Annotated in this window: 23 protein-coding genes; 9 read left to right on the top strand and 14 right to left on the bottom strand. The window is 61.0% G+C overall.

Going from position 1 to position 25,959, the window contains the following annotated elements; all coding sequences use genetic code 11:
- Positions 1-15: 15 nt before the first annotated feature.
- Positions 16-1,239, bottom strand: coding sequence for an MFS transporter (locus tag HKK53_RS05420; protein WP_169369893.1), 1,224 nt, complete (start codon positions 1,237-1,239; stop codon positions 16-18).
- 579 nt (positions 1,240-1,818) lie between these two features.
- On the opposite strand from HKK53_RS05420, the gene HKK53_RS05415 reads away from it, so the two are divergent.
- On the top strand, positions 1,819-2,007 hold the full coding sequence (locus HKK53_RS05415; protein WP_054046397.1) for a hypothetical protein: 189 nt from the start codon (positions 1,819-1,821) through the stop codon (positions 2,005-2,007).
- On the opposite strand, the gene HKK53_RS05410 is transcribed toward HKK53_RS05415, so the two are convergent.
- Positions 1,997-2,398: a fe2+ zn2+ uptake regulation protein gene (locus HKK53_RS05410; RefSeq protein ID WP_169369892.1), complete on the bottom strand. Its 402-nt coding sequence runs from the start codon at positions 2,396-2,398 to the stop codon at positions 1,997-1,999. The two genes, HKK53_RS05415 and HKK53_RS05410, sit on opposite strands and share 11 nt — an antisense overlap.
- 255 nt (positions 2,399-2,653) lie before the next feature.
- Between HKK53_RS05410 and pvdQ the strand changes: the two genes are divergently transcribed.
- Positions 2,654-4,999: a bifunctional acylase PvdQ gene (gene pvdQ, locus HKK53_RS05405; protein WP_169369891.1), complete on the top strand. Its 2,346-nt coding sequence runs from the start codon at positions 2,654-2,656 to the stop codon at positions 4,997-4,999.
- Between the two features lie 57 nt (positions 5,000-5,056).
- Here pvdQ and HKK53_RS05400 read toward each other — a convergent pair whose 3' ends face one another.
- Complete coding sequence (locus tag HKK53_RS05400) at positions 5,057-6,058, bottom strand: FecR family protein (RefSeq protein WP_169369890.1); 1,002 nt, start codon at positions 6,056-6,058, stop codon at positions 5,057-5,059.
- A 152-nt stretch (positions 6,059-6,210) separates the two neighbouring features.
- Between HKK53_RS05400 and HKK53_RS05395 the strand changes: the two genes are divergently transcribed.
- Entirely contained in the window at positions 6,211-6,480 is a 270-nt protein-coding gene (locus HKK53_RS05395) for a PepSY domain-containing protein (RefSeq protein WP_169369889.1), read from the top strand.
- Positions 6,481-6,534: 54 nt separating this feature from the next.
- Here HKK53_RS05395 and HKK53_RS05390 read toward each other — a convergent pair whose 3' ends face one another.
- On the bottom strand, positions 6,535-11,355 hold the full coding sequence (locus HKK53_RS05390) for a dermonecrotic toxin domain-containing protein (protein WP_169369888.1): 4,821 nt from the start codon (positions 11,353-11,355) through the stop codon (positions 6,535-6,537).
- Between the two features lie 213 nt (positions 11,356-11,568).
- Between HKK53_RS05390 and HKK53_RS05385 the strand changes: the two genes are divergently transcribed.
- On the top strand, positions 11,569-12,609 hold the full coding sequence (locus tag HKK53_RS05385) for an Ldh family oxidoreductase (protein WP_169369887.1): 1,041 nt from the start codon (positions 11,569-11,571) through the stop codon (positions 12,607-12,609).
- A gap of 155 nt (positions 12,610-12,764) precedes the next feature.
- Here HKK53_RS05385 and HKK53_RS05380 read toward each other — a convergent pair whose 3' ends face one another.
- The gene (locus HKK53_RS05380) at positions 12,765-13,082 is read right to left on the bottom strand and encodes a DUF883 family protein (protein WP_169369886.1); all 318 of its coding nucleotides are present in this window, start codon (positions 13,080-13,082) and stop codon (positions 12,765-12,767) included.
- A 165-nt stretch (positions 13,083-13,247) separates the two neighbouring features.
- Here HKK53_RS05380 and HKK53_RS05375 point away from each other — a divergent pair, with 165 nt between their 5' ends.
- Positions 13,248-13,499: a hypothetical protein gene (locus HKK53_RS05375; RefSeq protein ID WP_054046380.1), complete on the top strand. Its 252-nt coding sequence runs from the start codon at positions 13,248-13,250 to the stop codon at positions 13,497-13,499.
- Positions 13,500-13,518: 19 nt separating this feature from the next.
- On the opposite strand, the gene HKK53_RS05370 is transcribed toward HKK53_RS05375, so the two are convergent.
- Positions 13,519-14,472 carry a LysR family transcriptional regulator gene (locus HKK53_RS05370; RefSeq protein ID WP_169369885.1) on the bottom strand — a complete coding sequence of 318 codons (954 nt, stop codon included), beginning with the start codon at positions 14,470-14,472 and terminating at the stop codon, positions 13,519-13,521.
- An 85-nt stretch (positions 14,473-14,557) separates the two neighbouring features.
- Between HKK53_RS05370 and HKK53_RS05365 the strand changes: the two genes are divergently transcribed.
- Entirely contained in the window at positions 14,558-15,481 is a 924-nt protein-coding gene (locus HKK53_RS05365; protein ID WP_169369884.1) for a carbon-nitrogen hydrolase family protein, read from the top strand.
- An 89-nt stretch (positions 15,482-15,570) separates the two neighbouring features.
- On the opposite strand, the gene HKK53_RS05360 is transcribed toward HKK53_RS05365, so the two are convergent.
- The 8 genes from HKK53_RS05360 to HKK53_RS05325 all read right to left on the bottom strand — a co-directional run bounded on the left by HKK53_RS05360 (position 15,571) and on the right by HKK53_RS05325 (position 23,036).
- On the bottom strand, positions 15,571-16,122 hold the full coding sequence (locus tag HKK53_RS05360) for a GNAT family N-acetyltransferase (protein ID WP_169369883.1): 552 nt from the start codon (positions 16,120-16,122) through the stop codon (positions 15,571-15,573).
- Positions 16,123-16,174: 52 nt separating this feature from the next.
- Entirely contained in the window at positions 16,175-16,648 is a 474-nt protein-coding gene (locus tag HKK53_RS05355; RefSeq protein WP_169369882.1) for an LEA type 2 family protein, read from the bottom strand.
- A 127-nt stretch (positions 16,649-16,775) separates the two neighbouring features.
- A complete protein-coding gene (locus HKK53_RS05350) occupies positions 16,776-17,855 on the bottom strand; it encodes a nucleoside hydrolase (RefSeq protein WP_169369881.1) in 1,080 nt (359 codons plus the stop codon).
- 98 nt (positions 17,856-17,953) lie between these two features.
- Entirely contained in the window at positions 17,954-19,264 is a 1,311-nt protein-coding gene (locus HKK53_RS05345; protein WP_169369880.1) for an MFS transporter, read from the bottom strand.
- A gap of 404 nt (positions 19,265-19,668) precedes the next feature.
- The gene (locus HKK53_RS05340; protein ID WP_169369879.1) at positions 19,669-20,301 is read right to left on the bottom strand and encodes an N-carbamoylsarcosine amidohydrolase; all 633 of its coding nucleotides are present in this window, start codon (positions 20,299-20,301) and stop codon (positions 19,669-19,671) included.
- Positions 20,302-20,313: 12 nt separating this feature from the next.
- Complete coding sequence (locus HKK53_RS05335; protein WP_169369878.1) at positions 20,314-21,066, bottom strand: maleate cis-trans isomerase family protein; 753 nt, start codon at positions 21,064-21,066, stop codon at positions 20,314-20,316.
- An 18-nt stretch (positions 21,067-21,084) separates the two neighbouring features.
- The gene (locus HKK53_RS05330; RefSeq protein WP_169369877.1) at positions 21,085-21,891 is read right to left on the bottom strand and encodes an alpha/beta fold hydrolase; all 807 of its coding nucleotides are present in this window, start codon (positions 21,889-21,891) and stop codon (positions 21,085-21,087) included.
- On the bottom strand, positions 21,888-23,036 hold the full coding sequence (locus tag HKK53_RS05325; protein ID WP_169369876.1) for an FAD-dependent monooxygenase: 1,149 nt from the start codon (positions 23,034-23,036) through the stop codon (positions 21,888-21,890). The genes HKK53_RS05330 and HKK53_RS05325 overlap by 4 nt, the downstream gene beginning before the upstream one ends.
- Positions 23,037-23,348: 312 nt before the next feature.
- On the opposite strand from HKK53_RS05325, the gene HKK53_RS05320 reads away from it, so the two are divergent.
- From HKK53_RS05320 to HKK53_RS05310, 3 genes are all read left to right on the top strand, one after another.
- Positions 23,349-24,401 (top strand): 2,5-dihydroxypyridine 5,6-dioxygenase, encoded by a 1,053-nt coding sequence (locus HKK53_RS05320; protein WP_169369875.1) that lies wholly within the window; start codon positions 23,349-23,351, stop codon positions 24,399-24,401.
- A gap of 164 nt (positions 24,402-24,565) precedes the next feature.
- A complete protein-coding gene (locus HKK53_RS05315; protein WP_123410416.1) occupies positions 24,566-25,048 on the top strand; it encodes a MarR family winged helix-turn-helix transcriptional regulator in 483 nt (160 codons plus the stop codon).
- 426 nt (positions 25,049-25,474) lie between these two features.
- A complete protein-coding gene (locus tag HKK53_RS05310; RefSeq protein ID WP_169369874.1) occupies positions 25,475-25,951 on the top strand; it encodes a (2Fe-2S)-binding protein in 477 nt (158 codons plus the stop codon).
- The last annotated feature ends 8 nt before the right edge of the window (positions 25,952-25,959 follow it).

Here is a 25,959-nt window from a genome sequence, read left to right as displayed (position 1 = left end):
TTTTGATTGTTTAATTCAGACGGCGACCGAGTGGCGGCACCGTCGCAGGAAAGCGTGCAGCGGCACGAGGCATACAAGCCCCGCAATTGCGGCGATCAAGGCAAACGACTCCAGGCTGTCACCGGCACCGAGCGCCGCAATCAGTGACCCGGCCCCGCCCATGATCGAGATCGAGATCATGCCGATCATGGCCGACACCAGCCCTTTGCTGTCCTCGCTGGAAAACAGCGCCAACCGGTACAACGCGGCATTGCTCATGCCCAGGCCGACGGCGTAGATCGCCAGGCACCCGACCAGTAACCCGATCGAAGCACCCTGGAAACCAACGATCAACAGCGCGACGAGCCCGGCGCAAAACGGCCAGAGTGCATAGCGAATCAGCTGTGGCAGGGCTGATCGGGCGATCAGGCGGTCGAGCAGCAGATTGCCGAGAATGACCGCGCCGAACACCGGGATCTGCCAGAGCCCGTAATGCAGAGGCGATAAACCCTGGCCCTGGATCAACAACAGTGGCGACAGGCCGATCCAGGCAATCAGCGGCAGGCTCATCAGCCCCAGGGCGACGGACGACAGCACAAACGCCCGGTTGCGCAACAACCTGCCGTAGCGGCGTACGGTTGCGCGCACGTCAAAGGGTTTGCCAGGGGCGACGGTGCCCGAGGTTCGCGGCATGAAGACATACAAGCCAATCCACACCGCCAGGGCGGCGATACCGAGCACCAGAAACAGCTCCCGCCACGACAGCCATTGCAGTAGCACACTGCCGAGCAACGGACCCAACAGCGGCGAAAGCAGGGCAATGTTCCCCAGCCACGCCATAATCCGCACCGCGTCGGCCTCGCAGAACACCTCTTGCAAGGCGGGATAACTGACGGCGATGACAAAGCCCAGACCCATGCCCTGGATCAGCCGCAAGCCGTTGAATGCCTCGATGCCTTGCACCCAGTACGCCGCGGCGCAAGCCAGGGCAAACAGCGCACTGCCGAGGAGCAGTAACGGACGACGGCCGTATTGATCCGACAGCGGGCCGATCAGCCATTGCAGCAGCACACCGCCGGTCAAATACAGGGTGAATGCATACGGAACATGCTCGGGGCTGGCCTCCAGTTGTTCGGTCACGGTCAACATGGCGGGCATGATCAAATCGCTGGCCATATAGGTCAGTAGTTCAAACACGGCGATAGCCAGGCAAAAACCGGTCAGTTGAAAGGGGCGGGTATTAATCAGTGATGAGTGCATGGCGTCCTTATCGATACTTGAAGTTCAAGCAGCCACTTCTGTCGCTGCGTATCGAGAGTAAACAGGGATGCATACGCGCTCTAGCGAGCGATTGAGACTTGGGGTTTCAATGGATTGCCATGTATTGCAAGTTGTCGGGACACGTCACGGCAGAGGAAAGTTTGGATCCAAACTTACATGGATGCGATCAATACGCTGTAAGAAAAATGCCCGCAACAGGGCGGGCATTTGTTCAGGATTGATTTAAAAAGCTTGTCTGTCTTACGTGGCCTTCAGGGATGTGGACTACCGGTGCTGGTAATAACCCGGTCCGCCCCGATCGTAATGGTGGTCGCCGTGCCAGCCTCCGTGGGGAAAAATGATACAGCCGCTCAGGGACAGGAGCGCGATCAGGGGAATCAGCAGTGTGATTCGACGAAGCATTTCAGAATCCTCATGGTTAGCGCCGCAATGAAGCCAAAACTCTTCATCGGCTGTAACATGAGACTCCGTTCAAGCCTGTTCATCCCCGCCCGAAGGTAGGGGCTTGGCATGAAAGCGGATACAAACCGGATACATTTCAAGCTTCAGGAACCCGCAATGACCCAGTCGCAACGTTTGAAATACTCGATTCTGATCTCCCTGGTGGTCCTGGGGATCATGTTCGGCCTTTCCTATCTGCAAAACGCAGGGATCATCAGCGAGAAGCTGTTTCAGTACATCGCCATCGGCGTGGCCGTGATCGTGGTCGTCGTCAATGGCGTGATGCGCCGCAAGGTCAAGCCTTGAGCGACGCGCCTGCAGCGGATTCGCTATAGAGAATGGCAATGGCCTGCGGATGCAGGCTATAGCTCTTGTCCGGATTGAGCGTGATCACGCCCTCGCTGCATAACCGCTTCAAGACCTCCCGCACACTCAGGAAGGACAGGGGAATATCCAGGTCCAGCAAATGCGTGTGCACGCCGCGCACGCCCAGGTTGCGCTCGCTTTCGGCGGCGCTGAGCAGGGCGTCGATGACTTTCAGGCGAATGAGGCTGGTTCTCAGGCCAAAGCTCTTGAGCAGCACTCTGATTCGTTCGTTTCCGTGGCGCTCGGCCCGTTCAAAGATCCCGGAGCCGTGGCTCATGGAAACGCTCTTTGGCGCATGGCTACCGTCCGTTGGCAGTTGCGAGTTGTACATGCAAAAACTCCTTTTCAGAGCCTGATCAGGAAAAAAGTGATGGTGCTCTCAATCATTAAGACGAACGAGCTCGGCAAATCATGAAGGCTTTGATGTAGAAAATTTGTCGAGGCCATGTGAGCGCTATGTGATGGGGCCGCCGCTGATCGTTGCGCCGCCTAAATTTCCTGATGATTTTTTCGTTCCTAAGGCCAGGCACATTCCGTGTTGTCCACAGGATGTGATTTTCCAAGCCTATGTCCAGCAGGAGCGAGCGTGATTATTAGCAGGCAGTTAACCCGGTTAAGTCTGGCAGGTGTGTTACTGGGGTTGAGTCTGGCGGCAAGCGCGCGCAGTGCGCCGGAACCGTCGTCCGTCGATATTCGCCGCACCAGCTTCGGCGTGCCGCACATTCGTGCTGAGAACGAGCGCGGGCTCGGTTACGGTATCGGCTACGCCTATGCCCAGGACAACCTGTGCCTGATGGCCAACGAGATCGTCACCGTCAACGGCGAACGCTCGAAGTATTTCGGCCCGGACCAGTTCACCCTCGAAGAACGCGCCAACCTGGCCAGCGACCTGTTTTTCAACTGGCTCAACACGCCGCAAGCGGTCGCGGGTTTCTGGCAGGCGCAAACCCCGGAAGTAAAGGATCTGATCGACGGTTACGTGGCGGGCTACAACCGCTCGCTGGCCGAGCGCCAGGCCCAGGGTTTGCCGGCGCAATGCCAGGGTGACTGGGTCCGGCCGATTGCCGCCCAGGACCTGGTGAAGCTGACGCGGCGCCTGCTGGTCGAAGGCGGGGTCGGGCAGTTTGCCGAAGCGCTGGCCGGGGCCATGCCGCCAGCGGCCGTCGCCCAAGGGGCGGGTGGCGCGCCGTCGTTCCTGGCGGCCGCCGAGCGTCAGCAACGCTTTGCCCTCGACCGTGGCAGCAACGCAGTGGCGATTGGCAGCGAACGCTCGTTCAACGGTCGCGGCATGCTGCTGGCCAACCCGCACTTTCCCTGGGTGGGCGGGATGCGCTTCTACCAGATGCACCTGACCATTCCCGGCAAACTGGATGTAATGGGCGCGGCCTTGCCCGGTCTGCCGATGATCAACATCGGTTTCAACCAACACCTGGCCTGGACCCACACCGTCGATTCGTCCAAGCATTTCACTTTGTATCGCTTGGAACTGGACCCCAAGGATTCGACCCGGTACCTGCTCGATGGCAAGTCCCTGCCGCTGGACAAGCAGACCTTGACGGTCAACGTCAAACAGCCCGATGGCCAACTCAAGCCGGTTTCCCATGTGGTCTACAGCTCCAAATTCGGCCCTGTGGTGCAGTGGCCGGGCAAGCTCGATTGGGACAATCAGTACGCCTACAGCCTGCGCGATGCCAACCTGGAAAATGACCGCGTCTTGCAGCAGTGGTACGCGATGAACCGCGCCACCAGCCTCAAGGATTTGCAAGCCTCGGTGCACAAGATCCAGGGTATCCCGTGGGTCAACACCCTGGCCGCGGATGATCAGGGGCAGACGCTCTACATGAATCTGTCGGTGGTGCCGAACGTCAACGCCGACAAACTGGCCAAGTGCAGCGATCCGCGCGCCGGGTTGCAGATGATCGTGCTCGACGGCTCCAACAGTGCCTGTGGCTGGGACATCGACCCGAATGCCGCGCAAAAGGGCATTTACGCGGCGGACCAGTTGCCGCAGCTGCTGCGCAAAGACTTTGTGCAGCATTCCAACGATTCCGCGTGGCTGGCCAACCCGGCGCAACCGCTGACCGGTTTCTCGCCACTGATCAGTCAGGACAGCCAGCCGTTGGGGCTGCGCTCGCGTTTTGCCCTGGATCGCCTGGGCTCGCTGGCCAAGGCAGGGCCGGTGGCGGCGGCGGATCTGCAACGGATGGTGATGGATGATCAGGTGTATCTGGTGGCACAAGTCATGCCAGACCTACTGAAGTTCTGTGGCACGGATCTGGGTGCGGATGCCGCGACACTTACACCAGTGTGCGCCAGCCTGAAGGCGTGGGATGGCCGGGCGAATCTGGACAGCGGTCTGGGGCTGGTGCATTTCAATATCGTCATGGAGTCGTTGCAGCCATTACCCGGCGTCTGGCGTGTGGCCTTCGACCCGAAAGACGCGCAACACACCCCGCGCGGACTGGCGTTCGAACGACCAGAAGTGGCCAAAGCCATCCGCGAGGCGATACTCGCGTCCGTGGAACTGACCACCCATATGGGAATCAAGCCGGACAGCCGCTGGGGCGACATTCAGGTGGTCAGCAGCGGCGGACAGCAAACCGCGATCCACGGTGGGCCGGGCACATTGGGCATCTACAACGCCATCCAGAGCGTCCCGAGAACCGACGGCAAACTGGAAGTGGTCAGCGGCACCAGTTACCTGCAAATCGTGACCTTTGATGACAAAGGTCCGCACGCCCAGGGATTGCTGGCGTTCTCGTTGTCCAGTGACCCGGCGTCGAAATATGCCCGGGACCAGACGCAGGCGTTCTCGAAAAAGCAGTTGAGTGTGTTGCCGTTCACAGAGCAGCAGATCAAGGCGGATCCGCAATATCAAGTGCAGACGCTTCGCGAGTCGGATGAAAAAGCCGGGAAGGTGGCCGCTCAGTAAACACCGCACGACCGGTTGCAGCAAACACGAAGGCCGCACCCCTCAGGGGCGCGGCCTTCAGCTTTTTGGCGCTTGTTGCGGAATCGAATTGAGCACCGGATTGCCGTTCTCGTTGCGAGTCAGGTAGACCGGCAACACCCGGGGCAGGGACGCCACCAGGCTGTTGAGTTCCTTGACGTTGTAGATGCCGCCGATGCGGATCGCCGCCGTGCTGCTATCGGCCACCATCAACGGTTTGCTCAGGTAACGATTGATCAGCGGCAACGCCTCGCTCAGCGGCAGGTCATCGAGCACCAGTTTGCCGCTGCGCCAGGCCAGTGAATTGTCGTTGGCGTAGGTCTGGCTGATCTGCGGCATGTAGTCGCCGTGACGAAAACGCGCCTGCATCGCCGGCCCCAGGCGCAACCCGTCGCCGTTCTGGTGGTCATTGCTGGTCACCAATACCGAGCCTTCAATCAGGTTGACCCGCACCTGGTCTTCATACAGCCAGACGTTGAATTGGGTCCCGGTCACCCGGATCCTGCCTTCGGCTGCCTTGACGATGAAGGGATGGGTCATGTCGTGGCTGACGCTGAAAAACGCTTCACCTTTTTTCAGCGTGACCCGACGTTCATCCTTGTAATTGCTGAAGGTCAGTTCACTGCCCAGGTTCAGCTCCACCTGGCTGCCGTCGCTCAGGGTGACGTGACGCACCGTGTCACTGGCTTCGAAATGCTGATAGGCATTGGGCACCCACCCGAGGTTCCAGCCGGTGTACGCCGCCAGCGGCAATGCCAGGGCGCAGACGGCCGCGGTGATGCCGAAGGTGCGCCAGCGCGTCGAAGGGCGGGCGGGCGGTACCGGCCGGGCGGATTCCGGGTGCGGCAGATCGCCCGCGACTTCCCAGATTTCCAGCATGGCTTCGAACTCGAACGCATGCAGCGGATGAGCTTCGCGCCATTGTTCGAACGCCTGGCGCTCCTCGGCCGTGCAGTCGATGGCGTGCAGACGCATGCACCAGTGCGCAGCGGCATCGGTGATGGCGTCGTATTCGGCTTCCGAGAGGGTGTGTTCGGTCATTGACTCATCCTGATTTGCTGCATTCTAACCTTTGGGGCAACGTCGCGAGAACATCCGTCATGGCAATTACCCATCAAAGTGGAACTTATTTTTTTCCGTGAGGCCCTAAAAACAGGACATCACCACGCAGTATCCACAAATGGAGTGAAAAAATGATCAAGAAAACCTTAGCTGCCGTCATTGCCGCTGCGACATTGCTCAGCGCCGGTGCCGCCATGGCGGATCGGCCCGGCGCAGGCTGGGTCACGATCGAGAAGGCCATCGAAACGGCGAAGACCAAAGCCGGTTACGTCGAGGTCTATGAGATCGAAGCCGATAACAACGGTTACTGGAAGGGCGAGGGACGCAAGGCGGACGGCGTGGTCTACGAATTCCGTATCGACGGCGCCTCGGGCAACATACTGCGCGATCAGAAAGACTGATAAAACGAGGGCATTGACCTAACGTCAATGCCCTTTTTTTGCGCTTTTTCTGCTTCAAGGGGTGCTGGTGTGCAACTGGCGCCCCAAGTGTGTGATTAACCAGGACACCGAGTCCGCGTTGGCCAATTGCACGGCGAGCCGGACCTCGGCATTACGTTTGAACGTCTCGCGGGCATCGGCGATGGTCAGCTGCCCGGTCAATGCCACGACCCGATTCATCGCTCTGCTGGTGTCTTCGTACAGGGTGTCGCCCAGGTCCTCCCATTCCTGGGTGTCAGAGTTGAAAACCGAAAACAACTGCGGCATCGGCGACTGGCTCGACAACGCCTGGTTTTGCAGTGCCGTGAGTTCAGCGCGCAGCAATGTGGCCCGGGGTGTCGTGGTCTCGATCAGATCGACAAAGGGCCGTGTGACGTCCAGATAGGAAATGTCCTCGGTCTTGCAGACGATATGCGACAGCTCATGGATCAACGTCGCGGCACGGGCATGGGCACGGATCGGAAATGCAGCGTCGGTCAGGTAATTGCGGTAGTGGTCGAAATTGGGCAGGAAAAACTTCTCTGCCAGATAAATCCGGTGTTCCGGATCCGAGGGCACGGTAAAGCCAAACGTACCCTCGCGATCGTGTGTGACACGGCCCACGGCCAGACGCTTGGACTTGGCGTCTCTAAGGGAAGGATGAAGCAGGGCGGCGAAGATCTCCTCGACGACTTTTTCAATCTGGGTGACATGCTCGGGCAAGATCTTCGGTACATCGATGAAGTCCATGATCAGCCGATGCACCGCCGTCACCTGATCACCCTCGGCGTTCAACAGCCGCAGGTTTTGCAGACTGTTCCAGGCGTAGGTGGTGGCCAGGTCCAGGCTTTCATCGATCAGCCGGGCGCGGACCGGGAACAGCTGACGAATCTGCTCCATGCCTTCAGCCTCGACATTCATTCCGTCCTGGACGGTCATCCACGTACGCAAGCGCCTGAGCATGCCGAAGCGCGGTGCCTGGCCTTGCGCCTGAATCTCCAAACCCCACTGTTTGGTCGACCCCAGTTGACGCAGATACGGCCCATAGCCGTTGTCACTGTGAATGCGCCAACGCTTGCCGCACTTTTTCAGCGGATAGACTTTGCCGTCCACGGCCCCGAACGTTTTGTCAGTGGCCGCTTCGGTGTAAAGCCCGAGGGCGGTGTCGTGGAGCAGCGTGCTCAGGTCGGTGTCGGTACTTTCGTGGCGCTGCAAGCGGGTGCGCTCCACGGCGGTGATGTCGATGTCGTGCCAGGGTGTCGCAGCGGTCGGCACCGGCGGTTCAGTGGCGCTCGACGGTACGGTGTCGTGCACTTCCATCGACTGGCGCAACATCGCCAGTTGCGCGATGCCGCTGATAAACGCCTTCAGCGCGAGGCCCCATCGGTGCTGCTGGAGCGCCTCGGCGGAGACCTTGATCTCGCGATAACTGCGCCAGACCGTGAGCGGATAGGCCAGTTTGCCGGTCAGGAAGGTAAACGCCTGGTCCAGATCCTCGCCCAGGACCCGCTTGATGGTGGCCCAGTCACCCTGATGGTCGTTGTCGGACTGACTGCCCAACAGTTTCTCCAGCAGATGCGCGTTGTCGTTGAACAGGTGCTTGAACAGGGCGCCCTTGATCGGGCTGGACGCTAGGCTCACGGTGTCGCTCAGCAGGCTTTTACCGCGAGCCCGGTCCGCCACGGGCAACGTCTTGAGCACCCAGTCTTGCAACGCGCCCGCCGATTTCAGTTCCTCCAGTAAAGCGTCTTCACTGGCATATTCCTTGAGTCCATGCCGCGGACTGTAAGGCGCGAGGAGGACCACCGGGCCCGCTGTGTTTTTCCCGGGGCCGATCAAATACACGCCCGTCGTCTTGATTGCCGCGGTACCGGCCGCCCCCAGCAACGCCAGGGGGCGGATGATCGCATTGGCGCCTTTGACGGCCTCACGGGCCAGAGCGTCGGGCATGTCCATGATCTGCCGCACGAAGTCGTAACCGGTCTGGCTCAGGCGCTCCTGGAGTTTTTCCCCATGGGCGTAGTGCATCAACTGCCAGGGCACTTGCGCGGCGAAACGTTGCCGACGCAGCTTCGCATCGGCGTGGGTTTCGGCCAGTTCGGCACTCAGCAGGGCCTGTTGCAACTGGCCTGGATTGAGGTTGCGCACCAAGTCTTTGACGTACGTTTCGTCCAGCCCTGTGGACAACGCTGTGGTGCCCAGCGCGCTGAGGCTCAAGCTCAGGCGGTCGAGGTCGTGCAGGTGCGTCAGGGCAAAGGCCGACAGGGTCTGGGTTTCAGCGACCGCCGTAAGGCGCGATTTGACCTGCACCCCGACGGTGTCCGGGTCGATGTCGAACGTGTCGGCCTTGAGCTGGGCGTGCAAGGCTTTGTGGGCGGTGCGCGGCAGGGTCGGGATGTCGCTGAGGTAGTCTTTGTCCTGTGCGGCGTTATTCAGGTATTGCTGAAGCAGTTCGGCGTGTTCGATCTGATCTTCGATGGACGCCCTGGCCAGCCAGGCCGGGAGTTTTTGCTGGGTGAGCAGCGACTGGACAATGTCGGTCGGCCGTTGCAGCCCGGTCTGCGGCGTTCGCAGCGCCACCCGTTTCAGTAAATGGCCCTGGGGCGTGGCGGGCAGGGGCGTGGCCAGTGCGCGCTTGAACCCTGCCTGGTCGAGGTCCACATAAGCGTTTTGTACATGCTCGAGAAAGTGCCCATGCACCAGTTGCAACGGGGCCAGGGTGTAGGTGTGGCCGGGTTGTCGTTGACTGGGGGGCAGATTTTCCAGCAGCTCGGGACGCCGGTCGTCATTGCGCAGCCTGCGCTGCAGTTCGGCCAACAGCGGTGGCAAGGCGCTGAAGGCTTCGAAGCCCCGGGCCGGCGTCCACAGCAAGGCTTTGCCCGAATGCACCGGGTCCAGTCCGCCGCGTTCGGTGAGCACGAAGCAACTGGCCAACGGCAGCAACCCCGGATCGTTGGCGGTCTTGAGCGCCAGGGAAAACACATCGGGCAGGAAGCCGTTCAAGGCGCCGCGCTGCTGGCGAACCGGTGTGTCGAGCACTGTTTCCAGGATGGCCTGGTCCGTGGCATCCAGCGTCCGCGTGACGCCGCGCAGCTGCAGTTCGCTGCGCAGCGCCGTCGCCAGGGCCTGCGTGAACGTCGGCCGGAGTTGCTCCAGCGAAGTGGCCACGTGAGCTTGTGCCTGGCTGAGCGTCCGAACGGTGGAAGGCAAGGGCGGATGGGTCTGTCGCAGTCGATCAAGCGCCTGCTCGGCCTGGGTCAACAGCGTCAATTGCTGCTTTGCCGATTCGGCGCGCACAGTGGCCGGTCGAGCACTCCAGCGCTGGTCGGCGCGGGTGCTCCAGCGTCCGTTTACATTCCCGGCCAACAGTCGCTTATCGAGCAGGGCGCGTACATCCAGAGCGTTGTCGATCAGGGCGTGGGGGGCGAGCCGGCCTTCGTTTTCGCGGTAGCGGCTCAAGGCGAAGGACAGGTTGTGCATCTGCTTGCCCAGAATATCCGCCATCAAGCCCGGGAACACCGGACCGCTGAGCGGTTCTGCGAGCACCTGGCGTTGCGTGGCCTCCAGGGACAGCAAGACGCCGCGCTCTTCTGCGTGCAAAAACTGCAGCAGGTGATCTTCATGACCGGCGCTGTCGAGCATCGCCAGCACCGTGCTTTTGAGAATGTCCACCGTGGACGTTGCCTCTATTCCGCGCTGGGAATACAGGAAGGCGCCAGTCTTGGTGGTGTCGCTGATCATCACGGTATGGGCCAGTTCGACATAATGTTTGAACGGTGCCGTGATGCGCGGCTTGTCGATGCGCAGTTTCGCCGCCTGCGGTTCATCGGTACCCGCCAGCAGCACATTCATCAGAAGCTGATATTCCTCGGCACTCAACAGCCCTTGCTGGCGCTTGAGCAAGGCATCGACGCAATAAGTGTTTTGCAGGCTCTCGGCGAAAAACGCCGAGCGCGCCAGGCCGTTGGCCATGGGGCTGTTCCAGAAGGTCTCGAGCTGACTGCGCAAATACGGGGTCAGACTCTGCGCGATTTCCTTGATCGCGCTTTCCCAGGCCTGATGGTCGGCATCGCTGTTCAAATGATGGCCGGGGCGGGTAAACCGTCGGTAATCGCCGTCCGGCCACTGGTTGGTCAGGTAGTAATGCAGCACCGCATCGGTCAATGCCAGCGATGACACCCGCCGCTGGTATTCAGTGTCGTCAGGGCCGTCGGACGGCGAGCCGCTGAAACTGTCGAGCCGCGTCAGGCGTGGGTCCAGGGTCGGGAACGGTTTGCGCAGCGTCATCGTCAGTGCCTGATCAAGCATCGCGCGCAGTGTCGGCATCAGCACCAGTTCGCCGAGCATGGCCGTGACGTTGGCTTGCTGATTGGCCTCGATCAGGAGTTGCTGGTCCTGAAACACGGCGCCGTCGATCGGTTGCGTCGACACCACGACGCTTTTCGCCGCACTGACGGTTGTTCGCTGTTCGATCGAGAGAAATCGCAGCAGCGCCTGTTGGTCCGACGCCTCCTTGAGCCAGCCTTGGAGCTTTGCCTTGAGTTCTGCCATGTCGGCAAATTTGATCAGGCCTTTCCAGGGGGTGTAGAGCGTCGCCTCGCCGTCGTCGGGTTTACTCATGGCGAACGCCCCGGCCAGGGGGATGGCGGTACCGTCGCCCGGGGTCAACAGCAGGCGTGCGGCATGCATTGCCGGCTTGTTCGCAACGCGGGAAGCATCGGTGGCGAGGTAAATCGCGTTCAGCCACTTGAGGTCATCAAGGGTCAGTTTCAGGGCTTTTTCACGATCACCCGGTTGTCGGGCATTGGACGCCAGTTCGGCCTCGTCAAAAAAATAAGGCAGTGGGGGAGCAGTCATGGTTTTCCTCAATGGGTTGCAATCGGCAGTGATCGCAGGCGCTTGGATTGAGGCAAAACAGTAGAGCCGTCGGGCGGCGCAGGTGCGGTACATATTGCTTGGCTTGATCGGGTGGTCGAGGCTTGACAGAGCACCGGTACAACAGCGCTTAATCGGCATCTATTTTGTATTCCACCCTGTTGCCCGCACTCAAAAATAAAATTGGAGCTACAGATGACCGCAACGCCCGAAACGGCCGTCAGTTCGAACACGCAAACGCTCGATTTCGACGGGCTCGTTCAACTGCTCGAGCAAATCTTCCTGCGCCATGGCACCTCGGCCGACGTCGCCCGAACCCTGGCCCTCAACTGCGCCGGCGCCGAGCGCGACGGCGCCCACAGTCACGGTGTGTTCCGCATTCCCGGATATGTGTCGACGCTCAACAGCGGCTGGGTCGATGGCCAGGCCGTGCCGGTGGTCGAGGACGTGGCTTCGGGCTTCGTCCGGGTCGATGCCGGCAACGGCTTTGCCCAGCCGGCCCTTGACGCCGCCCGAGCGTTGTTGGTGGAGAAAGCCCGCAGCGCCGGGATTGCCGTGCTGGCGATCCGCAACTCCCATCACTTTGCCGCGCTCTGGCCGGACGTCGAGCCCTTTGCCTATGAAGGCCTGGTGGCCTTGAGCGTGGTCAACAGCATGACCTGCGTGGTGCCTCACGGTGCCGATCGTCCGTTGTTCGGCACCAACCCGATCGCCTTCGCCGCCCCAAGGGCTGACGGCGATCCGATTGTCTTCGACCTGGCCACCAGCGCCATTGCCCATGGCGACGTGCAGATTGCCGCACGCAAGGGCGAGCGTCTGTCGCCGGGCATGGGTGTCGACAGCCTCGGCCAGCCGACCCAGGACCCGAAAGCGATTCTTGAAGGCGGTGCGTTGCTGCCGTTTGGCGGGCACAAGGGTTCGGCGCTGTCGATGATGGTGGAGCTGTTGGCGGCGGCTTTGACTGGCGGCAATTTTTCCTTCGAGTTCGATTGGTCGAACCATCCGGGCGCCAAGACACCGTGGACCGGGCAATTGCTGATCGTGATCGACCCAAGCAAGGCCGCCGGGCAGAACTTCGCCGAACGCAGCCAGGAACTGGTGCGGCAGATGCACGGCGTGGGGCTCAAGCGTTTGCCGGGGGATCGGCGTCATCATCAACGCGCCAAATCGGCGGCTGAAGGTATTCAGTTAGAAGCTGATGTGCTGGCCAATCTGCGGGAACTCGCCGGGCTCTGAAGCCCTGCGCACGCGGTCAACCTGGCACACCGCGTAGTCTGACTTCACGACGGCTGCGCCGCCGAACGCTGCCTCGCGGTGCTCGACAGCTGCTACAAGGAATCGCGGGTACAAAAAAGGCGAGCATCACGCTCGCCTTTTTTATGCCGGACCGATCAACGACGCCCGAGCAACAACCCGACCACCAGGCCAAACCCGGCGGAAATCGCCACGGTTTGCCATGGATGGCCACCGATATAGCTTTCAGTGGCGTCGACCGCCGGTTTGGTTCGTTCGCGCACACTGGTGACCGATTCCAGTGCCTGTTGCAACTTCTGGGCGACTTGCCCACGCAAGGTGTCGGCTTCCTCGCCAACCAAAGTGGCGCTGCTTTTGAGCAGTTTGTCCGATTCTTCGATCAGCGCCTGAAGTTCGCTGAATGCCTGATCCTTGATTTGGTCTGCGGCAGCTTGTACGGGAGTTTTGCGGGCCATTGAGTATCTCCTTGCGGGTAAGTGGGCAGTGAACAATGGAGTCTGCGGCGCTTGAAAAAGTTGCAGTCATTTTGCGTACAGGTTCGACCCTGAGGAAAAATCCAGGGTCGGACCTTTCCTCCTACAGTGTAAGATGTCGCCTATTTTACGCCGCAGGTATTTCCCATGAGCTTCAATCTGGCCGACAAACCCCTTGCCGAGCGCGCTGCGCTTGAAGACGAAAAATCCCGTCTGTTCGACCTCTGGCAAAGCAACCTGGGCAAGTCCAAGGGCGAAGCCGCACGGTTGTTCGGTGAACGGGCCAAGCGCAAAGGCAAATGGGCCGAATGGGTTCGCTCCGAGCTCGACCTCCTGTCGCCGCCCGAGTACGCCAACATGGTGCGCAGTGAAGTCAATCGCTTGATGGCCGCCAAATAACTCCCGGCTGACCCATCAATTACGGCGCGCAAAACCCTATAGGAGCGTCGTTGAGACCGCCATCGTGGGCGAAGCTCGCGACAATCGCTTCGCGCACCTTCAGCACCACCGGATCAAGCTGCGTGCTGGTGCGCCAGCCCAGTTCAATCGGGTAACGCGGCAGCGCCAGCGGGCAGGGCAGCAGCGCCAGGCCGCTGAGTGCCGCAATGCTTTGCGCGGCGTGGGCCGGAATGGTCGCCACCGCCTGACTGCCCTTGAGCAGATGCGGCAGCGCCGCAAAGTGCGTGGTCGAGGCGCACACCCGACGACTCAGCCCCAACGCCGCCAGTCCCTCATCGGTGATCCCGATAAAACCACCCGACGACACCAGAATGTGCTCGCGCGCGACAAACTCCTCCAGGCTGAGCGTCTGCTGCCCCGGCGCCAGGCTGATCGGGTCCACCAGGCACAGATAACCCCCTTCGCCCAACACCTGCCGGCTGAGCAGACGCTCGGCAAACCCGCCAGCCGTAATCGCCAGATCGATGCTGCGTTCCATCAAGGCCTGGGCCACGATCTGGCTGTGGGTCTGGCGGAAGATCAGCCGCAATTTCGGCGCGGCCCGGGCTATTTTTTCAATCAGCCGCCGCCCGTAGGCGATCTCGAAGTCATCCGACAAACCCACGGTCACTGAACGACCTTGGTAATCACTGGCCGCCGGGTCGACCATCGCCAGACTCTGCCGGCATTTATTCAACGCATCGCTGACCACCGGTTTCAACTGATTGGCCTTGAGCGTCGGCGCCAAACCGCGGCCGGTGCGCACGAACAACTGATCGCCATACACCTCCCGCAACCGCCGCAAGGCAGCACTGACCGCCGATTGCGTAACGCCCAGGCGCAGCGCGGCACGGCTGGCGCTGGACTCCTCGTGCAAGGCTTCGAAGACTTTCAGCAGATTGAGATCGACAGTGGCGATATTCATGGTGTTCATATCATTCAGCAGTGAACGGGGCTTTATTCATGATCCGGCGGCGGCAGAGAATGAGCAACACCTCAATCCCCACGGAGTCATCGTCATGTCCAAGTCCATCGTTGCTGCCCTGCAAATCGGCGCCTTGCCCGGTGGCAAGGGCGAAACACTGGAACAGATTCTTTCCTGGGAGAACGCCATTATTGAATCTGGCGCCGCCCTGGTGGTCATGCCCGAAGCGCTGCTGGGTGGCTACCCCAAAGGCGAAGGATTCGGCACGCAATTGGGTTATCGCCTGCCGGAAGGGCGCGAGGCATTTGCGCGGTACTTCGCCAACGCCATCGACGTGCCCGGCATCGAGACCGAAGCCCTGGCCGGGTTGGCGGCGCGCACCGGGGCCAATCTGGTGCTTGGCGTGATCGAGCGCGCCGGCAGCACCTTGTATTGCACGGCGCTGTACTTCGATCCTGTGGGCGGGTTGGTAGCCAAGCACCGCAAGTTGATGCCGACCGGCACCGAACGGCTGATCTGGGGCAAGGGCGATGGCTCGACGTTGCCGGTGATCGACAGCCAGATCGGGCGCCTCGGCGCGGTGGTGTGCTGGGAAAACATGATGCCGTTGCTGCGCACCGCGATGTACGCCAAAGGCGTCGAAGTGTGGTGCGCGCCGACCGTGGATGAGCGGGAAATGTGGCAAGTCAGCATGCGCCACATTGCTCATGAGGGCCGTTGCTTTGTGGTCAGTGCGTGTCAGGTGCAGGACTCGCCACAAGCCTTGGGACTGGAGATCGCCAACTGGCCGGCGGATCGTCCGTTGATTGCCGGTGGTAGCGTGATTGTCGGGCCGATGGGCGACATTCTGGCCGGGCCGCTGCGGGGAGAGGCGGGTTTGCTGACTGCTGAAATCGACACCGATGAGTTGATCCGCGCGCGTTACGACTTCGACGTGGTCGGCCACTATGCGCGGCCGGATGTGTTCGAGTTGAGCGTGGATGAGCGGGCCAAACCGGGCGTGCTCTTCACCGCATAACCCACGATGGGTCAACGAAACCCCTGTAGGAGTTGCCTTCGGCAGCTCCTGCAGGATGGCGTTCGCTTATTTACGGGGTGTCATTCGCGCTATTTATTGAATGTTTGCAACCACTCTTCGCGAGTGATTTCCCAGATGTCGCGCTGGAATCGGCCGCTGACGAAGTTGTCTTCATCGCTGCGAATCAAGCGCATGCCGGCCCGTTCCGAGAGTTTGCGCGAGCCGATGTTGGGTGTCGCTTTCGGCACGCGCATCAGCGGCCGGCCAAGGGTCTGGAACCAGTATTCGGTCACCGCTGCACTGGCTTCGGTCATCAGGCCCTGGCCCTGGCAGTGGGGTGCCAGCCAGAAGCCACGGTTGTTGTCCTGATGGTCCATCAGGCTGACATTGCCGATCAATTGCCCGGGCGCCGATTTCAAGCGGATCGACCAGTGCCACTCTTCGCCCCTGGCAATCGCCGGCAGGGCAATGTCGCGCAGATAGGTCAACGCGCCGTCGGCCGGATAGGGCCACGGCACGAGGGCATTGAGATAGCGCACCACTTCCCAGTGCGGGAACTGCTGCTGGATGGCGGGGGCGTCGGCCAGTTCCAGCGGGCGCAGGATCAGGCGTTCGGTGTAGAGCGTGGGTGTGACTTCCATGGGTGCTGGCTTCCTTGTGAATCTGTACTCAACGATATCGCAATGGCCAAATTTACCAGGTCGCCGCGCTCGACCCCGGAAAACTCAGCTTGCCGGTATCGACAAACCGCATCGTGCCAAACAACCCGCCAGCCAGTTTGCCGCGCAATACGTACGGCAGGTTGTCGAGGGTTTGGGTCTGGCTCAGGCCCAGGGTCTGGCGCAATACCGAAAACGCTGAGACGCTGACCGGCACGGTCAGCACGGCTTCGGAAAAACGCGGTATCGAGCCCGACTGATCGCTGACCCCCGACGCCAATGGCCGGCCGTTGACTTCCAGGTCCAGGGCGACGCCGTTGTAGTCGATCGCAGTTTCATTGGGGTTTTGCACGCGGATCTTCACCGCGAAGCGCACTTCCAGGTCCTGGCTTTGCAACGGTTCGATGCCGACCACGTTGATGTTCAGCGGATCGCGATTGGGGAACAGCGCGCAGGCGCTCAGGGAGAGCAACAGCAGGGACAGGGACAGGGCAAGAAGTCTGCGCATCTAAAGGCTCTCGACAGAAAAAGGGACTGAACCGCCATCGGCCAAAACCTGGCGGTTCACCTGTGCGACCACGCTCACTGTGAGGGGTTCGCTGCAAGCTGTCACTTGTTCGTGATTGCCCGTGGTTTCAGTGGCCCTTGACCGGCGTCGGCAAGGTCACAAGGTTGACGTAGCCGTCCCAGAACTGTTTCTGGTCAATGGCGAACACCACCTTGGCTTTTCGCGTGCCCACCGGTGGGCTCTTCTTGTAGCCCAGTGCCCGGCCGTAATCGGCGCCGAACTGCGCGTCGACATCGACCCACAAATCCCGGGACTCGGTGACGATGCCCGGCTCGACCAGAAACAGCGCTGGCAGGCTGTCCCAGGTGAAGCTGTGATACGCCGGATCCTTGTCGAACAGCGCGCCGAATTCATGCTTGTACAGGTCGGCAATCGGCCCCGGTTTCGCGATCACCCGTTTGTACACCGCGGCATCGAACGTGACCTTCTCGCAGACATCGTTGGGGAAGATCACGTGTTCGATGGGCGAGCGCAGGACGATTTTTGCCGCCTCGGGATCGAACCACCAGTTGAACTCGGCGGCCGGCGTGGTGTTGCCCGGAATCTCGAGGGCGCCGCCCATGTACACGATGCGTTTGATCAGCGGCACGATGTCCGGTGCGGAACGGATCGCCAGCGCGATGTTGGTCAGCGGCCCGACCGCCAGCAGCGTCACCTCATGGGGATTGGCGCGTACGCTGTCGATGATGAACTGCGCGGCGGTTTCCTTGCGCAGTTTGGTGTGGGTGGCCAGACCGTCCGGTGGTGCGATCAGTTGCGTGGCTGACGTCGGGCGCGGCGCCTTGAATGCGCCCGGCCAACCGGCGCCGAACAAGGCTTTTTCCTGCTCATAGGTGGCGAAGTCATGCAGCAGCGGATACGCCGCGCCGGAATAAACACCAACGTCTTTTTCCACGCCCATGCGCTCGACAGCCTTGAGCGCGTCGACCTGTTCCTGATCGACCCAGGCGTTGCCGCTGACCAGGGTCATACCGAGCAGGTCGATGCGTTTTTGCGCGTGTAACTGGGCGAGCATGATGAAGGCCTGGCCGTCATCGTTGAGCACGTTGAAGTCGGTATCGAAGATGACTTTCTCCGCCGCTTGCAGGGACCCGGCACACAGGCCGGCGGCGACAAGCAGGGCACAGCGTTTGATCAAACCTTGCATGAGGGACACACCTGATAGGTTGGAAATGAACACCTGTGGGAGCAAGGCTTGCCCGCGATGACGTCCTTGAGATCGCCATCGCGAGCAAGCTCGGGGGGTTAGCGGTTAACCAGTTTGGCCGGCAACGCGATCACCAGGAAACTGCTGAGGATCAAACACCCGGCAAAGAACCATAGTGCCCCCGCGCTGCTGCCCGTGACATCGATGGCCACGCCCATCAGCGAATTGCTCACCAACCCGGCAATGTTCGCCACCGAGCAGGCCAGGGCAAACCCGGTGGCCGCCGCCGTGCCCTTGAGAAACGTCGCCGGCAGGCTGAAGAACACCGGCACCGCACCGATGATCGCCGCCGAGGCAATGGCGAACAGCGCCACGGTCGCCACCACGTTGTGCACGAAGAACGGCGCACTGGCCATGGCCGCCGCACCGACCAGGAACGGCACAATGATGTGCCAGCGCCGTTCGCGGTGTTTGTCCGAGCTGGCGCCGATCAGCAGCATGCCCAGCAACGCGGCGACGCTCGGCAATGCGGTGAGAATGCCGATGTGGAAGGTGTCGACGATCCCGGCGTTGCGGATAAAGGTCGGCATCCAGAACCCCATGGCGTAGGCGCTGAGCAGGATCGAGAAATCGATGCCGCCGAGCATCCATACTTTCAGGTTGAAGAAACCGTCGCGAAAGCTGTGTTTGCTGTCGCTGGCACCGGCCTCATCGGCGCGCAGCTCCTGTTCCAGCAGGACTTTCTCTTCATCGTTGAGCCACTTGGCTTGTTGGTAGTTGTTAGGCAGCGCCCAGAACGTCAGCACGCCGAGCAACACGCTGGGCACCGCTTCGATCAGGAACAGCCATTGCCAGCCGTGCAAACCGCCGAGGGTGTCGAAATGGCTCATCACCCAACCGGACAGCGGCCCGCCAATCACGCTGGACAGCGGCAAGCCGATCATGAACAACGCAATGATGCGGCCACGGCGATAGGTCGGAAACCAGGTGGTCAGGTAATACAGGACGCCCGGCAGAAAACCCGCTTCAGCGGCGCCGAGCAGGAAACGCAGGACATAAAACTGGGTGGTGGAGGTCACGAGCATGGTGCAGGCCGAGAGCAGGCCCCAGGTGATCATGATCCGGGCGATCCAGATCTTCGCGCCGACCTTTTCCAGCACCAGGTTGCTCGGCACTTCAAACAGGATGTAGCCGACAAAAAACAGCCCGGCGCCGAGGCCGAACGCGGTTTCGCTGAAGTGCAGTTGATCGAGCATCTGCAGTTTGGCGAAGCCGATGTTGATCCGGTCGAGGTACGCGGCCAGGTAGCAGAAGCACAGGAACGGAATCAGCTTCCAGGTGATCTTGTGGTACAGCGCTTGAATCGGGTCGGCGACCGTGGTCGCGGGTGCTGCGTTCGCAATGGGCATCGGATGTCTCCTGGCGGTGACTTATGGTTTTTATACAGCCGCTTTTTCCAGCGCTCTGGCGCGCTGAAAGCGGCGTCCAAAGGCAGTGTCAGAAGACTGGGCGCTCGCTCGTGGGCGAGTTGGGCTCAGTTTTTTTCGTTTGGGTTTGGCAGGCCCGATACCAGCCAGACAATCTTCCGTCATGCACTGTTTTTGTGGCGAGGGAGCTTGCTCCCGCTCGAGTGCGCAGCACTCGCAAAATCAGTCGGTGCGACGACCATTTTGGGGCTGCTTCGCAACCCAGCGCGAGCAAGCTCGCTCGCCACAGGACAGTGTTCGACTGGAGGTCTTGACTGTGTGGCCGTTGTCCCTTTCAAACCCGACAAGACCAGCGCTCTAACTGGCGCGGGTTCTTGTGGCACGCATTACATTTTTTCGAAGTGGGCGATGGCCTCCCGCTTGCTGACGACATCGCCGTACTTGCTGTCGATGTCGAACAGGTTGGCTTCGTGGGGCGCCGGATGCCGATCGCCGACACACTCGCGCACGACGATGGTGCGGAAACCGTGTTGCACCGCGTCCACCGCCGTCGCCCGAATGCAGCCGCTGGTGGAGCAACCCGCCAGCACCACGGTGTCGATGCCTTGGGCGTGCAGCATCGAGGCCAGGCTGCTGCCGAAAAAGGCGCTGGCGTACTGTTTGCTGATCACCACTTCATCGTCCGTTGGCAGCACCTCTTCGCAAAACGCCGCCAGGGGATTGCCCTCGACCATGTCCTTCATCACCGGCGCCTTCTTCACCCAGATCCCGCCATCGGCGAAATGGCCGGGATGGTAGCGGATATTGGTGTGCACCACCGGTATGCCCTGACGACGAGCACTGCTCAGCAACTCGACGCTTTCAGCCACGGCACTGACCACACCGGGGGCGAACAGCGGCGCGCCTTCGGTGGTGTAGCCGCGCATGAAATCGATCATCAGCAGCGCAGACTTCTGCCCGAAACCGATGCGCTGGCCCCACACGCCCTGGTAGTTGTCATTGGCGGTTTGTTCGCTCATGTCGCGTACCTCTTAATAAGCGCCGGAGAGCAGGGCGCCGGCGCCGGGAACAATGGGTTCCAGGTCCAGGGCCTTGAGCATGGCGTAGGTGGTGGCAATGGCTGCGGTCAGCACCGGTTTGCCGGTTTGCGCTTCGACGTGCGCCACCACCGGCAGCGACTGCATCTGCACACAGGCCGACAGCACAATCACATCAACCCCTTCCAGATTCATGCCAGCCACGATGCCGGGCAGGTTCGCCGGGTCGTGACGGGCGACGGCGAGGTTGTCGGGGATCTCCAGCGCACGCCAGTCCACCACTTCAAAGCCTTCTTCGCGAATGTAATTCACCACCAGTTCGGTCAGCGGCTTCATGTACGGCGCGACGATGGCGATGCGTTTCGCACCCATGACTTTCAAGCCTTCGATCAAAGCGCCGGCACTGGTAATCACCGGGGCGTTGGCATCGTTATCGGCGGTGGCCTTGCGCAGCCGTTGCTCGGATTTCCGATGATAACCGAGCCCCATGGCCATGATCGCGACCAGGCAGGCATAGCCCAGCACATCGACCTTGGCGTCGGACAGTTCCACGGCGCAACGGTCGGATTCGCCGTCCATTGCCGCCAGTTCTTCCTTGCGCACCTGCTTCATGCGCATGCGGCTGGAGTGAAAGGTGAAACGCTCCGGGCGGATCAACTGGCGTGCGTTGAGCATCGCCGGGATCTCGGTTTCCATGGTGGTGTTGGAGCTCGGCACAATCTGGCCGATGCGGTAGGGCTTGAGCATAAAAATCTCCCGATTCGATTAGTTGAGACGCGGGCCGAGGAAATCACCGAACGCGGCGAAGAAGCCTTCGAGGTCATCCCACGGGATCATGTGCCCGGCGTTGGCGACGTGGACGCTGCGAATGTTCGGTTGCAGGTCGAGGATTTCCGCTTCGTCCTCGGGCGCAATCACACCGCCACGGCCGGCGATCATCAGCAATGCGGGTTGCTGGAGTTTCGGCAGGTCCTGATGGAAGTCCACGTCATGAAAATCGTTGAAGGCACGGACGATGGCCGGCTCGTAGCAGGTGTGCAGCCATTCGGCGCGCAGTTGCAGTTGTTCCTCGGTCCAGGTGGCGCAGAAGGCGCGCATCGCCTCGGCATCCATTCCGATCAACGACTGGCGGATCGAATCGACGTACCACGGCAGTTTGCTCGGGTACTCGCGGCGACCTGGGCCGGAGACGGGCGGGTCGATCAGCACCAGACGAGTGACCCCGGCCGGATGCTTCACGGCGCTGCGCACGGCAAACCGCGCGCCCATGGAGTGGCCGACCAAGTGATAGTTATCGAGCTGCATGGCTTGGGCGAAAGCTCCGATGTCGTCGGCGCAGGCATCAGCGCTGTAATCCAGATCGGGCCCGGTGGAGGAGAGGCCACGCCCGCGCACGTCCAACACGTAAGTATCGAAATGCTCGCCGAGACGTTCCGCGACAAAGCCCCAGGTGATCGCCGGACTGGTGATGCCGGGGATCAACACCAGCGCCGGGCCTTTACCGCCATAGCGCAAGTAATGCTGGCGAATGCCATTGGCCTGGACGTTGCCGCCATAGACGAAAGTGCTCACGCGGCCACCCCCGATTTCAGCTGTTGGGCGTACAAGTCATAACCGTAGACCCAGGCCGGATCTTCCTGAGTGCGCAGCCAGGTGTTGGCGTTGGACACCGATTGCACGCGAGAGGCGCGTTCCTTGCGGTTGGCTTCATAGAGTTCGAACGCGGTCCGGTAGTCGCCGAGGCCGGTTTCCTGCAAGCAGCGGGTCAGCATTGCGGCATCTTCGATGGCCATGCCGGCGCCCTGGGCCATGTGCGGTTTCATCGGGTGGCAGGCGTCGCCGAGCAACACCAGGCGCCCACGGCTCCACAGCGGCAACGGATTGCGGTTGCGCAGCGGCCATTTGGTCACGCTTTCGGTGGACTCGATCAGCGCCTGCACCGTTGGGTGATAACCCTGGAAGGCTTCAAACATTTCTTCGCGGCTGCTATCGACAAACGCGCCCTGGAAGTCCCATTCCGGGTGCGGCACGCCGGTGACGTAGTAGTACTCGTCGCGCTTGCCGGTGGTGTAGTAGACCATCATGTGCCGGTCCTCGGTCCACCACTTGATGCAGTCCTCGAACTGCAAATCGTACTTGGCCAATTGATCGCCACGGATCAACGCGCGGTGTGCGACCCAGCCGCTGTACAGCGGTTTTTCCGCGCCCAGCAACTCTTCACGAATCTTCGAATTGATCCCGTCGGCACCGATGACGATGTCGGCGTAGGTGACTTCGCCGTCGCTGAAGGTCAGGCGCACCTGGGTGTCGGTTTCTTCGAGGGTTTCCAGGCGTTTGTTGAAGTGCACCGTGCCCGGTTTGATCGTCGACATCTGCAACGCGTGGAGGTCGCCGCGGTGCACGGTGATGTAGGACGCGCCGTATTCCTTGCGGGCGAAGTCCCCCAGCGGGATGCGCGACAGGTAGTCGCCGCTCAAGCCATCGCGGCTGAACCAGTGATCCGGGTGTGAGCCCATCAGGTCGAGCTGCTGCTCAATGCCCATGCGCCGGAAGATTTTCATGATGTTCGGGCCCATGTGGATCCCGGCGCCGAGGCGGGAGAACTCCGGGGCCTGTTCGTAGATGTCCACCTGGAACCCGGCTTGTTGCAGCAACGTCGCGGCGGCTGCACCGCCAAGACCTGCACCGACGATGGCGATTTTTTGCGTATTGGCCATGGGGCTTGTTCCTCTTCTTCGAATGGTCGCTGGCGGTGTCGCCGCAAGGTTTTTAAAGTGTATACGCTGTATTTTTTAAAAAGAAAGAGCCGTTGGTAAAAATTAAATTTTGGCGGTTTTTCGCCTTGGTCACCAAATGTAACCTTTGTTTGTTGGGTTTGTGTGGGTTGGTAACGTTGTGGTCTGGCGCTTGCAGTCCGCTCTCAATTCAGGTCTTATCGTTAACAACTGGCGTATACGCTATAAAATTGCACTAGAGTGAGGCAGGGCGCCTCGACTTGGTGCGCAGCAGACGATTGAGGAGATTGGAAAATGCCGGTAAGCGATTGCGAACTGACCCAGATGTTCGAGCACGTGTTGAAGCTGTCGAAGGTCGACACGACCCAGAGCGTCGCCGTGCTCAAGAGCCACTATTCCGACCCGCGCACCGTGCGTGCGGCGATGGACGCCGCGCAGCGCCTGGGCGCCAAGGTCTACGCGGTGGAATTGCCGTCGTTCAACCACCCGACGGCCATGGGCAACGACATGACCGCCTACTGCGGCGACACTGCGCTCACTGGCAACATCGCGGCGCAACGGGCGCTGGAAGCGGCGGACCTGATTGTCGACACGATGATGCTGCTGCATTCGCCGGAACAGGAGCAGATCCTCAAGACCGGCACGCGCATTCTGTTGGCCGTCGAACCCCCGGAAGTGCTGGCGCGGATGCTGCCGACCGAGGCGGACAAGGTGCGGGTGATGGCGGCGGAGAAGCTGCTGAAACAGGCGCGCTCGATACGCGTCACCTCCCGCGCCGGCAGCGATTTCCACGCGGCGCTGGGGCAATATCCGGCCGTCACCGAGTACGGTTTCGCCGATGAACCGGGGCGTTGGGACCATTGGCCCAGTGGTTTCCTGTTCTCCTGGCCCAACGAAGAAACCGCCGAAGGCGTGCTGGTGCTGGACATCGGCGACATCGTGCTGCCGTTCAAGACCTACGCCCGGGAGAAGATCACCCTGGAGATCGAGAAGGGCTTCATCACCTCGATCCACGGCGGTTTCGAGGCTGAATACCTGCGCGACTACATGAAGTATTTCAACGATCCCGAGGTGTACGGCATCTCCCACATTGGTTGGGGTTTGCAGCCAAAGGCGCAGTGGACGGCCATGGGCTTGCACGACAAGAACGACGGCATGTGCATGGATGCCCGGGCGTTTTATGGCAACTTCCTGTTCTCCACCGGGCCGAACACCGAAGTCGGCGGCAAGCGTAAAACGCCGTGCCATTTGGACATTCCGCTGCGCAATTGCGATGTGTATCTGGATGATCAGGCAGTGGTGATTGGTGGGGATGTGGTGGCGCCGGAAGCCTCCCGGGTTCGCTGAAATTGACTTGTGTGGACTTGCTGAAACGCTGAACCCTGTAGGAGCAAGGCTTGCCCGCGATGGCAATCTCACGGGCGCCATCGCGGGCAAGCCTTGCTCCTACGGGAAGCGGTTCAGATGTTTGCCCCAAACCGCTCTTGAGTCCGCCCCTCAACCTGTCCATCATGCCTCCCCACCACTCATCGCCTTTCGAGTCTGCCGTGCCTGAAACTCCTGATGCTTCCTACGTTTTCTCCGAACAAGTCGGGCATTTGCTGCGCAAGGCCTATCAGCGGCACATGGCGATTTTTCAGCAGAATGTCGGCGATTCGCAGCTCACGGCCGTGCAATTCGTGACCCTGTGCGCCGTGCGCGATCACGGTCCCAGCTCCCTGACCGAACTGGTCAAGGCCACCGCCGTGGACCAGGCAACCATTCGCGGCATCGTCGAGCGGCTCAAGGCTCGGGAACTGATTACCCTCGAACCGGACCCGCAAGATCGGCGCAAAGTCATCGTCGGCCTGTCCGAAGCCGGCGACCGTCTGGTGCAGCAAACCGTGCCGTGCGCGGGGAAAATTACCGAGCTGACCCTGAGCAATCTCAACCCGGCAGAGCGGGTCGCGGTGCTGTTCCTGCTGCGCAAAATGATCGACGACCCGCAGGACTGACACAGCCACTGGCAAAACACGTGCTCTGTAGCAGCTGCCGAGGCACGAGGCTGCGTTCGGCTGCGAAGCAGTCGTGAAATCAGCCAACGCGGTGCATCAGGAAGAACGCGTACTCAGGTTTGACGACTGCTTCGCAGCCGAACGCAGCCTCGTGCCTCGGCAGCTGCTACACGCAGCCGAACGCAGCCTCGTGCCTCGGCAGCTGCTACACGCATCGAACGCGCCTCGTGCGTCGGCAGCTGCTACATGCCGGATGCAACCTTGCAGACTGTGTATTGGTCGCTGGCATCGTTTTTGCTCCTGTTTCATGTAGTAGCCACTTCACCAGTCGAGTGTGTCGCGTCGCCACAACCCAATCCGGCCCGCGACTTTTTTTTCGACCTTTTGGTGTAGCGGATACTTCATCAAACGAAGCAGGCGAAGCGAATGACGAGTCAGGAAATCACCGTAGCGCTTGAGGTCAACGGCCTCACGACCACTGTCACCGCCATGGCGGACACGCCGTTATTGCTGATTTTGCGCAATGACCTGCACCTCAACGGCCCCAAGTACGGCTGCGGCCTGGGCGAGTGCGGGGCGTGCACGGTGATCATCGACGGCGTAGCCGCGCGTTCCTGCGTGTTTCCGCTGGCCGGCGCCGTGGATCGGCAGATCGTCACCCTCGAAGGCCTCGGCACCCGCGCCGAGCCGCACCCGGTGCAACAAGCCTTTATCGATGAGCAAGCGGCGCAATGCGGCTACTGCCTCAACGGCATGATCATGACCACCAAGGCCTTGCTCGACCGCATCCCGCACCCCAGCGAAAGCCAGATCCGCAACGAACTCTCGGCCAACCTCTGCCGTTGCGGCACCCACATCGAAATCCTCCGCGCGGTGCTGCGTGCCGCCCGCCAAATGCCTTGAAGGTGGAT

Source organism: Pseudomonas sp. ADAK7 (assembly GCF_012935675.1).
Taxonomy (GTDB): Bacteria; Pseudomonadota; Gammaproteobacteria; order Pseudomonadales; family Pseudomonadaceae; genus Aquipseudomonas.
This window is presented reverse-complemented; position numbering and strand designations above follow the sequence as displayed.